We start from the raw sequence: 11,676 nt of genomic DNA on the forward strand, positions 1-11,676 counted from the left end.
GCAGGGATGTCGGTTTAGCCGCCCCGCGCCATGGATGGCGCGTGGCGGCGGCCCCCCAAATACCTGTCGGATTACGGGCACACCGAGCCTAGGCGAGGTGCCGAGTGTTGGGGCAAGAGCGCTTTGGTTACTTTCGCGCTTTTCGAAAGTGACCCGCCGTAAGGGCGGAACCAATAGCCGCCATCACCCAAATAACGGATATGTCCCCCAACCAGACCCAAACATCGCTTTTGCAGTATCCACAGGTGCTATACAGAATCACCCCAACCGAGCCGCCGCCCGCGCAACGATCTCCCCACGCACCCTGCGCGATTCAGCCGTGCGCTTGTTGGCTTCCTCCAACACATGCTTGGGCGCCGTGTCCGGACGCCCGGAATCAAACGGCGGTGCCGGCGCGTATTCAATCTGCAATTGCACCAACTGCGCCGCCGCCTCGCTGTACAACTCGGCAGCCAACGTCAGGGCGAAGTCGATACCGGCAGTGATGCCGCCCCCGGTCAGCAGGTTGCCGTCACGCACCACACGCTCTTGCACTGGAGTCGCACCGAGCGGGGCGAGCAGATCGTGGTAGGCCCAGTGCGTGGTTGCCTTGCGCCCGCGCAACACACCGGCGGCACCGAGCACCAGCGAGCCGGTGCACACCGACGTCACATAACGTGCGGTCTGCGCCTGGACCTTGAGAAAGTCCAGGGTCTGCGGGTCTTCCATCAGCGCACCAACACCGGAACCGCCAGGCACACAGATCACATCCAGGCGCGGGCAGTCGGCATAAGTCATGGTCGGGGTGAACACCAGGCCAGTGCTGGAAGTGACCGGCTCCAGGTCTTTCCACACCAAGTGCAACTTCACATCCGGCAGTGAACCCAAGACGTCATAAGGACCGGTGAGGTCCAATTGCTGGATACCGGGAAACAACACAAAGCCAATCTGCAAGGTCATGAATGAAGCTCCGTCAAAGGGGTGGACGGCTTCACTCTAGAGGCCTAGGCTTTGGCGAATACGCCATTGAGCCCACGAATCACGCCAATCATGCCCAGAATCGTCCACGTACTCGCTTTCGATAACGCCCAGGTGCTGGATGTCACCGGGCCGTTGCAGGTGTTCGCCTCCACCAATGACCTGGCGCGTCAACGCGGCCTGCCGTTGCCCTACGCCGTGTCGGTGATTGCTGCCCAAGCGGAGCCGGTGATGACGTCGGCTGGCTTGGCATTGCTGGCCCAGCCGCTGCCCGCCATCGATGCGCCGTGCGATACGTTGGTGATTGCCGGCGGCTGGGGCGTGTACGGTGCCGCCGAAGACCCGTCGTTGGTGGAGTGGGTGCGCGAGAAAGCCCGTCACACCCGGCGCATGACGTCAGTGTGTACCGGTGCGTTCCTGCTCGCCGCCAGTGGCATGCTCGATGGCTGTCGCGTGGCCACCCACTGGACGCGGTGCGACGAACTGGCGCGCAAATTCCCTGCGTTGACGGTGGAGTCCAACCCGATTTTCATCCAGCAAGGCGCCGTCTGGACGTCCGCCGGCGTCACTGCTGGCATCGACCTGTGTCTGGCGCTGGTGGAAGAAGACCTCGGCCGCGCTGTGGCCCTGGAAGTGGCGCGGCACCTGGTGGTGTTCCTCAAGCGCCCCGGCGGCCAGTCTCAATTCAGCGTGACCCTGTCCCTGCAAAAAGACGACAGCCGCTTCGCTGAACTCCACGCCTGGATCGCCGAAAACCTCACCCTGGATTTGAGCATCTCGACCCTGGCCGCCCAAGCCGGCATGAGCGAACGCAGCTTTGTACGCCACTACCGCGCCGAAACCGGTCAGACCCCGGCACGTGCCGTCGAATTGATCCGCGTCGAAACCGCGCGTCGGCAATTGGCTGACAGCGCGGCGTCGATCAAACGCATCGCCGTGCAGTGTGGCTTTGGCTGTGAAGAAACCCTGCGCCGCAGCTTCCTTCGCGCCTTGTCGGTGACGCCCCAGGCTTACCGCGAACGCTTTTCGCCCAGCAACTCCAGCAGCGCATCCAGCGTGGCTTGCGGTGCTTCCTGAGGGATATTGTGACCCACGCCGGGCAGCACCTGACGGCGGTAAAACCCGCTGAAATGCTCGACATCATCATCCACTTCAGGCGGTGGTCCCACCCCATCATCGGCGCCGCACAGCGAAATGCTCGGCACCGAGATCGGCGGCTGCAACGCCAGCGCCTGCTCGATGGCTTCCAGCGTCGGGTCGCCGGGCGCATACATGAAGCGGTGGCGATAGGAGTGAATCACCACCTCGACAAAATCCGGGTTATCGAACGACGGCGCGGTCTGCTCATACAGCCCCGGCCCCTCGGCCCAGGACGGCGACCATAACGACCACAGCAACTTGCACAGTTCGCCACGGTTGGCGGTCAAGCCGTCCACGCCGCGCTGGGTGTGAAAGTAGAACTGATACCACAAGCGATGCTCCGTCACCGGCGCCCTGGGCTTCAGTGACTTGGCGATGTCCTGGATGTTGTAGCCATCGCCGGTCACCAAACCGCGCACCCGCTCGGGCCACAACGCCGCGACGATACACGCGGCTCGCCCACCCCAGTCATAGCCGGCGAGGGTGGCCTGCGGGATCGCCAGCGCATCCATGAAGTCCAGTAGGTCCTTGGCCAATGCGGCCTGCTGCCCGGAACGCATCACCTGCTCGTTGATAAACCGCGTCGGGCCGTAACCGCGCAGGTACGGCACCAGTACCCGGTAGCCACGCTCGGCCAGTACCGGCGCAATCGCGTCATAACCGCGCGGGTCATAGGGAAAACCGTGTAGCAGGATCACCGGCTCACCGTCGAGAGGACCGTGGGCTTCGTAGGCGATATCGAGCATGGGCGTGCGTGCGTACAGTAGCGGGGTAGTGATCGTCATAGGGGGCTCCTGTCAGGTGCTGAAACTCTAGCCCAAAGGCATGACGGAAGGGTGTGCAGATAAACGCAGTGGCGTTACTTGTCTAGACCCAAATCGGTGCTGTTCAGCACATGCTTGAAATGATGCCGCCACAAGTCCACCCCTAACTGCCCCGACCGATCCAGCGATGACCCCACCGTCAGATCGCTGATCAAGGTCGGCTGCAACCCCGCATCAAACAACGCAAACCCCGCCGCCAACACGCAGGTGTCGGTCTGGATACCACACACCAGCACGCGTTGTGGCGCGAGGCTTTTCAGGTAGGCGACGGTCTCGGGTGTCGGCGCATAGCCGTGTTTGATAAAGATGCGATCAGCGGCCACCAAGCTCTGGTCGTTCGGCGCCGGTTGCCAGCCGAGTTGCCGGGCGAAGGGTGTGACGCTCTCGTCGTGGCGCTCCACGGTGGCGACTGACGGCATGCGCCCCAGCAGGGCGTCGATGCCGTCCACCAGCCACGTGGGCGGGTTGAAGGAAGGTTGCACGTCGATGATCAGCAGTACCTGGCGCATGGCGTTCCTGTCCGTGGTCGAGTGGCCGCCCATTGTGCACAGGCCACTTCAGGGTTGCCAGGTGGTTTTCTCCCCACTGAGCTTGCGATCCAGGAACGTCGCCGCGCTGATCAGCGCAAGATGACTCAAGGCCTGGGGCGTGTTACCCAGGTGGCGGGCCTGGTTGTCGAATTCTTCGGCGTAAAGGCCCAGGGGGTTGGCGTAACGCAGCAGTTGCTCGAATTCCAGGTGGGCCTTTTCCACTTGCCCGGCACGGGCCAGGCATTCGACGTACCAGAACGAGCACGCCGCAAATGCGCCTTCGGTGCCTTGCAGGCCGTCGATCTGGCTGTCGTCGTTGCGGTAGCGATAGACCATGCCGTCGCGCACCAGGCTTTTCTGGATGGCTTCCAGGGTTGATAGCCAGCGTGGGTCGGTCGCGGCGACAAATCTCACCAGCGGCATCAGTAGCATCGAACCGTCGAGCGCGGTGCTGCCGATATGCTGCACGAAATGCCCGCGTTCTTCGTTCCAGAAGTTGCTCCAGATGTCGGCGTAGATCGCCTGGCGGGTCTGGTCCCAGCGCGCGAACGGAGCGGGCAGAGAGCGTTTGGAGGCCAGGCGGATGGCACGGTCCAGCGCCACCCAGCACATCAGTCGTGAGTGCAGGAAATGATGCTGCTCGCCGCGCATTTCCCAGATGCCCACATCTTTGGTGTTCCAGATTTCACACACCTGATCAGCCACCTCCACGGTGTGTTTCCAACCTTCATGGGAGATGGCCTCGCCGTACTTGTTGACCAGGTACACCGCGTCCATCAGCTCGCCATAGATGTCCAGCTGGATCTGGTCGAAGGCCTCGTTGCCGATGCGCACCGGTTTGGCGCCGCCGTGGCCGCTGAAGTGTTCCAGCTCGGCTTCTGGCAGTTCCTGACGACCGTCGATGCCATACAAGATGTTGATCTTGGTCGGTTGGCCACAGCAGTCACTCACGCGGCCTTTGAGCCAGCGCATATAGGCGTTGGCTTCCTCGACAAACCCCAGGCGCATGAAGGCATACACGGTGAACGATGCATCGCGGATCCAGGTGTAGCGGTAGTCCCAGTTGCGTTCACCACCGGGGGTTTCCGGCAGGCCGAAGGTGGCGGCGGCGATGATCGCGCCGTGTTTACGCGAGGTCAGCAGCTTAAGCGCCAGGGCCGAACGGTTGACCATTTCGCGCCAGCGCCCACGGTAGTTCGATTGCGCGATCCAGCCGCGCCAGAACTTCAAGGTGTGGGCCAGCGCCAGGTCGGTGCAACTGCTGTCCACCCGTTCATCCTCCTGGCCGCCGAGGACGAACTCGGCACCTTCTTCCTGGCCCAGGGTAAAGCTGGCCACGGCGCCGCCGTCTTTGATCTGCAAGGGGTGGCTGCCGGACAAGCGCAGGCCGGGTTGGCCTTCGGCAATGAAACAGACCGTGCCGTTGTCACGGGTAGCTTGGGTAGGCGTGCGCGCATAATCATGGCGCACCGCACAGCGCAGATGAATGTCCGCTTTGCCGCTGACCACACGCACGCGGCGGATCAGCAGCGGCAGGTCGTCAATTTCTTCGCTGATGGCCAGCAGGTCGGTGATCTCCACTACGGCCTCATCGCTGAGCCAGCGGGTTTGCAGCACGTTGGTGTCGGGCAGGTAGATCTGTTCGCGGCGCGCGTTGGGCAGGTCCGGGGTGAGTTGGAAAATGCCGGCGTTGGGGCTGTCCAGCAGCGAGCAGAAGATCGACGGGCTGTCGAATTCTGGCCAGCAGAAGAAGTCGATGCTGCCTTTATCGTTCACCAATGCGGCACTGCGCATATCGCCGATAATGCCGTGGGCATCGATGGCACTTTGTGGTTCGTTCAGATCAACCATTGCCACGGAACTCCGGATACAGGCTCATGCCGCCATCAATAAAGAGCGTACTGCCGACTACATAATCGGACGCATCACTGGCCAGCCACACCACCGCGTTGGCGACGTCTTCCACATCGCCGATCCGCCCGTAGGGAATCAACTTGAGCAGCTCCTGTGCTGCTGCGCCTTCAGTGGCTGCTCGATTGATCGCAGTGCGGATCGCCCCCGGCGCAATGCCATTGATACGGATGCGCTGTTCGCTGACTTCCTGGGCGAGGGTGCGCATCAACATCTCCACGCCTCCCTTGGACGCGGCGTAGTTCACATGCCCGGCCCAGGGGATCAGTTGGTGCACCGAACTCATGTGGATGATTTTGCCCGCCGCCCGCGACACGCCTTCGCGCACGCCCTGGCGGTTGAAGAGGCGCACCGCCGCGCGGGCACACAGGAACTGGCCGGTGAGGTTGACGCCGATCACCGCATTCCAGTCATCCAGGCTCATGTCCACCAGGTTGGCGTCCTTCTGCATGCCGGAGTTGGCCACCAGGATATCCAAGTGGCCAAAGGCATCCAGGGCCTGGGCAAAAAGCCGTTCCACATCCTCTTCTTTAGAAACGTTGGCGCCGATGGCAATCGCCCGGCCACCCTCGGCATTGATCTGCTCTGCCAGTGCTTCGGCTGGTGCGGCCTGGCTGTTGTAATTCAGCACCACGGCCGCCCCGGCTTGCGCCAGAGCCTTGGCCGCGCCGGCACCGATTCCGGAACTGGCACCGGTCACCAGCGCCACTTGTTGTTCCAACGAGATATGCATTGCTCACCGACCTTAAATTCGTGAGTTCAAGTAGCTGACTGATCGCACGCAAGGGAAGTTCAGCCGTGTGAAATTAGCGACTACAACCATGGTGAAAAATGGAATAACAGAACTATAAAAAATAACCATAAGATACTAAAAAACCGCTCAAAAGCGTTTGACAGGCTTTTGAGCCGCGTGTCTTATAGGCACACATCAACCCGCTCCGTTGGTAGTTCGGAAGTCATCGCGGGGCCACCTATAAGAGAAATCTATGTGCCTTTCGGCCGATATAGGGGAACTACCAGATCAGGTAAAAGCAGTCGCCTTAGTTGGCGTGCCTAAGTTAGTTATCTTCGATTGCGAGGGTGTGCTCGTCCAAAGTGAAGAAATAACCCTGTCTGTGTTGATCTCCATGCTTAATGCCCTTGTTGAGGGCGATACGCGTCTTGATGTAACAGGTTTTATCGAGCACTTTCGTGGGCGAAAGATTGCCGAGTGTTTGCGTGAGGCTGAGCGCGTTTTAAATATCAACCTGGACGATGAGTTTGAACATCGCTTTCGTGAGCAAGCGCTGGATGCACTGACGCTTGATTTAAACGCCACTGACGGCATCGTTGAATTATTGCAATCGCTGACGGTTCCTTATTGCGTCGCCTCCAGTGCGCCACGCAACAAAATAGAGCACTGTTTGCGTATTGCCGGGCTGCTTTCATATTTCGAAGGGCGAATATTCAGTTGTTATGACTTGGGTCGTTGGAAACCTGACCCGTTGGTGTTTCTCACCGCCTGCAACACTTACAGCGTTGATGTGGGCGATGCGCTGGTTATTGAGGACAGTGTGACGGGTGTTCAGGCTGCCGTTGCCGCCGATATAAAAGTGCTGGGTTTTGGCCCGCCGCATCGGCATTCGCAATTGGCTGCGGCCGGGGCATTACCGATTACCGATATACGTGAAGTACTGGCCATTTTTAATTGACTTAATGACTCAGGGAGGAGGCGTCGTGAACACACTTGGTTACCTGGAACGGCTCGAACGCAACGATCCATCTTCGCAAGTTTGGTGGGATTCATCGCCTGCCGTGTATCAGCCTTACAAACAGCACCTGCTGGAAAAATACCCGGCGGCGGTGACTTATATAGAAGCGTTGATGCCGGATGATTTCTCACAACCCTGGGGCCTGTGCAGCGTAACGACCAACCCACGCTTGGTGACGGCCGTTATCCTCGAAAAACGCGAGTATTGGTCATCGCGTTTCAACTTGGCCAGCCTGTCCCCCGGTGAGTTGCGCAAGCAGCTGTACAACGAGGTCATCATCGAAGGGGCTGCGACGCTCAAGCCGCGCTGGGTTCAATCGGCACAAGCCGAAGGCTGGATCTGCGCTCAAGTCGACCCGGTGGATGTACGCTGTACCGAGCGCATGACCATCAGGGGGTTGGAGTTGCAGCGCCTTGCGCCGAATGTGATGGTCAAGGTACCGGGCAGCCTGGAAGGGCTGGCGACTGTCGAACAACTGGTGGCCCAAGGTGCCTCGATCAATATCACCTTCTGCTTCACGGTTGCCCAGTTCCAGGCGGGTATCCAGGCCATCGAGCGGGGCAGGGCGACCGCGCACAGCAACGGCATCGACACCCGCCATTGCAACTACGTGATCACCTTCATGATCGGGCGTTTCGCCTGTCAGCCCGAATTCACGCTGCAGGCAGCGGAACGCGGCCTGGCGCTGAGTGCTGAGGAACAGCGCTGGGCCGAATTGATGATTTACGAGCAGATCCAGGTGCTGGTAGCGGCATCGACCGTGCCGGTCAAAACCCTGCTATCGAGCATTAAGGTCGATGTGGACGAGCGGGGCAACAAGCACTGCTGGCACCTGGAAAAAACCGGGCAGACGGCGACCTGTTACACGCTGACGCCGGATGTGGTGGAGTTTCTGGTCGAGCGTGAAAGCCACGGCAAACCGGTGATGCCTGCCGTGGCGCCGCAGAAACCGCCCGCGTTGACCTTCGCCAAGCTGATACGCATCCCGTATTTCTACGAAGCCTACTTTATCGACAGCATCGAACCGTACGACTTCGGTAACCACGAAGCCTTTCTCAACGCCTGCAATGAGGCGAACAGCGCACACCGGCGTCTGGCGGACTACTGCGTTCGACTTTGCCCGGTCACCAAACCCTTCAAGCGCGCACTCAACGCGTTGCTCGCCGCCGAATTCGGGGTGATCGCATGAACCGGATGATCGGGTTGTGGGCACACCCACGGTCGCGTTCTACCGTACTGGAGCGGGTATTCATCGAACGGGGCGACTTTGAGGTCTTCCACGAGCCGTTTGCGCACATGGCATTTTCCGAGGATTCAGCGATACCTTCGGATGAGTGGGATCACAGTTTGCCCACGACATACCCAGGTATAAAAGAGCATCTACTCAAGGCCCGTGAACATACGAACGTCTTTCATAAAGACATGTGTTATCACTGTTTGGATGACTTGAAAGTGGATGTTGGCTTTCTCGCGCAACAGGACAATATCTTTCTTATTCGTGAACCCGCCAGCAGCATTATTTCCCATCATCGAGTGCATCCGAATATGCCGTTGCAGGCCATCGGGCATAAAGCGCTGTACGACATATTTTGCGTGGTCACCAAACTGACCGGAAAAGTGCCTTATGTGATTAATGCGGATGATCTGGCCGCAGCGCCGGAGCGGGTGATTCGCAAACTATGTGATTACCTGGATATTGAGTTTTTGCCACACGCCATGACATGGAAACGCGAGTGCCCGCCACAATGGAAGACGTGGCGTAGTTGGCATGTAGCAGCGGAAAACAGTGAGCGGATTGTTTTACCGCAACAGCACTGCGTTGATCTTGAGGTGTTCGATCAATACCCGAATTTAAAAGCCATGTACGAATACCACCGAACGTTTTATGCGCGCATGAATGAGTTTTGCCAATAAGGATGGTTGTATGAAGAAGTTGATTGTGACCGGAGCGGCCAACGGAATTGGCCGGGCCACTGTGGCATTGGCGATCCAACAGGGCTACTTCGTTATCGGCGCTGACAAGGACGCCGAGGGCTTGAATGTTCTCCAAGGTCAATATGGTACTGATGTATTCGAAGCACAGGTTGCCGATTTCTCGGATATGGCCGTTATCAAGGGTTTTATTCCAGGGCTTTATGAGCGGCATGCAAGTGTTTATGGGTTGATCAATAACGCCGGTATTTATCACGGCAAAAGTGTGTATGCCTATTCCGATGAGCAAATCGACGAGATCCTCACCGTCAACCTCAAGGCGCTGGTCTATTTGTCCAAGGACTTTGCCGAACGGGAGATGCAGCACGAAGCTCCGCGCAGCATCGTCAATATTGCTTCGGTGGCCGGTGAAGTGGGCAGCTGCGACGCGCTCTACGGCGCCACCAAGGCGGCGGTGATCGGCTTGACCAAGGCCAACGCCTGGAACTTTGCGCCGTTCGTGCGGGTGAATGTGGTATCTCCGGCGCTGATCCATGAAACCGCCATCTACGGCGCCATCCCCGAATACCGTCGCGCCGAATACGCCCGCCAGGAAGTCCTCAAGGATCCGATCCTGCCCAGTGGCGTGGCCGAAGTCATCTTGCTGCTGGCAGGCGATGCGATGCGGCACATCACCGGCAGGGTGATTCCTGTCGACAATGGAGCCTACCCACGATGAGCCTTCCGGTGCGCAAGAAAAAACTGCTGCTGGTGGGCGCCGGCAACCTGTGCCTGCAGATCCTCAAGATTCTCGGGCCGAAAAACACGTTCGAGTTTGTGGTGCTGGGTCGCAACGAAGAGAACACGATTCGGTTGTGCAACCTGGTGGAACTGTCATGCGTGCAACTGGGGCAATTCATTGCGATCAAGCCAGTGATCGCTGACCTGACGGATATTGGCCGGGTGGCACAGTTGCTGCGCGATGAAGCCCCGGACATGCTGGTGAACTGTGCGTCGCTGCAGTCATGGCGAGTGATCACCGGGCTGCCCAAGTTGTCGTTCGAAAAGCTCGACCAGGCCCAGTTCGGCCCCTGGTTGCCGATGCACCTGACGTTGATGCATTGCCTGATGCAGGCAGTAAAAGCCTCTGGCATCACCACCAAAACCGTGAATGCGGCGTTCCCCGATGCGGTCAACCCGATCCTGGCGCGCGTCGGCTTGGCGCCGGACATCGGCGTGGGCAATGTGGCCAACCTGATTCCGGCCATGCGTCTTTCCATCGCCCGGTTGTTGGAGTGTGCCCCCGTCGATGTGCAAGTGCAGTTGTATGCCCAGCATTACTTCAGCCACTACGTGCCACGTGGTGGTTTGCCGCCGCGTGCGAGCTACCGCTTGTTGTATGAAGTACGCGATCGGCCGGAGGTGACGCGCCTGCCGGCCGAGGTGATTTTCTCGACGGTGAAATCCGAGTTCCGTCGCCTGGGCGGGGTGGATGGGCAGTTTCTCACCGCGTGCTCTGCGGTCACGGTCATCGAAGGGCTGTTTTCGCCCGTGCCGGTCCTGGTGCATGCGCCTGGTCCTCTCGGGCTTCCGGGCGGGTATCCGGTTTGGCTACACGATGGGCGGATCCAGGTGCAGTTTTCCGATGCCTGCCCAAGGGATGAGGCGATTCGTATCAATACCATCTGCCAAAGCCAGGACGGCATCGACGAAATTCACTGTGATGGTTCGGTCACTTACAACCCGCAATGCATGGCCGTCATGCAATCGATGCTGGGGTATTCCAAGAACACCATGGCCATCGAGCAGTCCGCCGAGTTTGCCCGCGAGCTGGCGAGCAAATACCTGTCCTTCAAGAATTCAACCTGGTAGGTGTGTGATGAATCAAGTTTCCAGAAACAAGCACAGCGCAGTTGCCAGTTATTCCACGCAGTACACGGCGGATTTCGTCGAGCGTTGGGATGAGTTGATCGATTGGGAAAAACGCAAGGCAGGGGAGGACGGGTTCTTCGAGAACCTGTTGCGCAGCCACGGTGCGCAAAAGGTGATCGACGTATCGACGGGCAGCGGTTTCCATGCCGTTCAATTCAAGCAGGCGGGGTTTGAGGTGGTCGCCACGGATGGCAGCAGCACCATGTTGACCAAGGCGCGGGCGAATTTTCGCAAGCATGGCCTGGACATTCAGTCCCATTACCGAGACTGGCATTCACTGGATTCCCAAGAGCTTGGCCAGTTTGATGCCGTGGTGTGCCTGGGCAGTTCGTTGTGCCATGTCTTCGCCGACCACGATAGGTTGCGGGTGCTGGCGAAATTCCGCTCCTTGCTAAAGCCGGGTGGCTTGCTGATTGTGGATCAGCGTAATTTTTTCGCCATTCGTGCCGGCAACTTCAAGGCCAGCGGCAATTACTATTACTGCGGTACGCATGCGTCGGTCAGTCTGGGGGAGGTCAATGAGCATCTGTGTGAGTTCATCTATTCCTTTGATAACGCAGAACAGTACCGGTTGCAGGTCTATCCCCTGTTGCCGGGTGAATTGAAGGGAGAAGTGCTCAAGTCCGGGTTCACTGACCATGAGAGTTACGGCGACTTCAAGGATGACTACGACATGATGGATTGTGATTTCGTCATCCACACGGCGCGCGCTGAATAGGG

At 59.0% G+C, this 11,676-nt stretch carries 12 protein-coding genes; 7 read left to right on the forward strand and 5 right to left on the reverse strand.

Features of this window, described 5'->3' with window-relative positions; all coding sequences use genetic code 11:
- Positions 1–258 precede the first annotated feature (258 nt).
- Positions 259–939 (reverse strand): isonitrile hydratase, encoded by a 681-nt coding sequence (inhA, locus tag HX868_RS26300; RefSeq protein WP_177004866.1) that lies wholly within the window; start codon positions 937–939, stop codon positions 259–261.
- A gap of 90 nt (positions 940–1,029) precedes the next feature.
- Between inhA and HX868_RS26305 the strand changes: the two genes are divergently transcribed.
- The gene (locus HX868_RS26305) at positions 1,030–2,034 is read left to right on the forward strand and encodes a GlxA family transcriptional regulator (protein ID WP_177004867.1); all 1,005 of its coding nucleotides are present in this window, start codon (positions 1,030–1,032) and stop codon (positions 2,032–2,034) included.
- Here HX868_RS26305 and HX868_RS26310 read toward each other — a convergent pair.
- From HX868_RS26310 to HX868_RS26325, 4 genes are all read right to left on the reverse strand, one after another.
- Positions 1,968–2,882, reverse strand: a complete 915-nt coding sequence (locus HX868_RS26310) for an alpha/beta fold hydrolase (protein ID WP_177004868.1) — start codon at positions 2,880–2,882, stop codon at positions 1,968–1,970. The genes HX868_RS26305 and HX868_RS26310 overlap by 67 nt on opposite strands.
- A gap of 74 nt (positions 2,883–2,956) precedes the next feature.
- Positions 2,957–3,430, reverse strand: coding sequence for an isochorismatase family protein (locus tag HX868_RS26315; protein ID WP_177004869.1), 474 nt, complete (start codon positions 3,428–3,430; stop codon positions 2,957–2,959).
- 48 nt (positions 3,431–3,478) lie between these two features.
- On the reverse strand, positions 3,479–5,302 hold the full coding sequence (locus HX868_RS26320; protein ID WP_177004870.1) for a glycoside hydrolase family 15 protein: 1,824 nt from the start codon (positions 5,300–5,302) through the stop codon (positions 3,479–3,481).
- Positions 5,295–6,095 carry a glucose 1-dehydrogenase gene (locus HX868_RS26325; RefSeq protein ID WP_177004871.1) on the reverse strand — a complete coding sequence of 267 codons (801 nt, stop codon included), beginning with the start codon at positions 6,093–6,095 and terminating at the stop codon, positions 5,295–5,297. The genes HX868_RS26320 and HX868_RS26325 overlap by 8 nt, the downstream gene beginning before the upstream one ends.
- Before the next feature lie 253 nt (positions 6,096–6,348).
- Between HX868_RS26325 and HX868_RS26330 the strand changes: the two genes are divergently transcribed.
- Genes HX868_RS26330 through HX868_RS26360 form a run of 6 tightly spaced genes read left to right on the forward strand, consistent with a single transcriptional unit; the run spans position 6,349 to position 11,674 of the window.
- Complete coding sequence (locus tag HX868_RS26330) at positions 6,349–7,053, forward strand: HAD family hydrolase (RefSeq protein WP_177004872.1); 705 nt, start codon at positions 6,349–6,351, stop codon at positions 7,051–7,053.
- A 25-nt stretch (positions 7,054–7,078) separates the two neighbouring features.
- Positions 7,079–8,302, forward strand: coding sequence for a transaldolase family protein (locus HX868_RS26335; protein ID WP_177004873.1), 1,224 nt, complete (start codon positions 7,079–7,081; stop codon positions 8,300–8,302).
- A complete protein-coding gene (locus tag HX868_RS26340) occupies positions 8,299–9,027 on the forward strand; it encodes a sulfotransferase-like domain-containing protein (protein WP_177004874.1) in 729 nt (242 codons plus the stop codon). The genes HX868_RS26335 and HX868_RS26340 overlap by 4 nt, the downstream gene beginning before the upstream one ends.
- A gap of 10 nt (positions 9,028–9,037) precedes the next feature.
- The gene (locus HX868_RS26345) at positions 9,038–9,763 is read left to right on the forward strand and encodes an SDR family NAD(P)-dependent oxidoreductase (RefSeq protein WP_177004875.1); all 726 of its coding nucleotides are present in this window, start codon (positions 9,038–9,040) and stop codon (positions 9,761–9,763) included.
- Positions 9,760–10,896, forward strand: a complete 1,137-nt coding sequence (locus HX868_RS26355; RefSeq protein ID WP_246355597.1) for a Rossmann-fold NAD(P)-binding domain-containing protein — start codon at positions 9,760–9,762, stop codon at positions 10,894–10,896. The genes HX868_RS26345 and HX868_RS26355 overlap by 4 nt, the downstream gene beginning before the upstream one ends.
- A gap of 7 nt (positions 10,897–10,903) precedes the next feature.
- The gene (locus tag HX868_RS26360) at positions 10,904–11,674 is read left to right on the forward strand and encodes a class I SAM-dependent methyltransferase (protein WP_177004878.1); all 771 of its coding nucleotides are present in this window, start codon (positions 10,904–10,906) and stop codon (positions 11,672–11,674) included.
- The last annotated feature ends 2 nt before the right edge of the window (positions 11,675–11,676 follow it).

Source organism: Pseudomonas reactans (assembly GCF_013385825.1).
GTDB classification, from domain to species: Bacteria; Pseudomonadota; Gammaproteobacteria; order Pseudomonadales; family Pseudomonadaceae; genus Aquipseudomonas; species Aquipseudomonas reactans.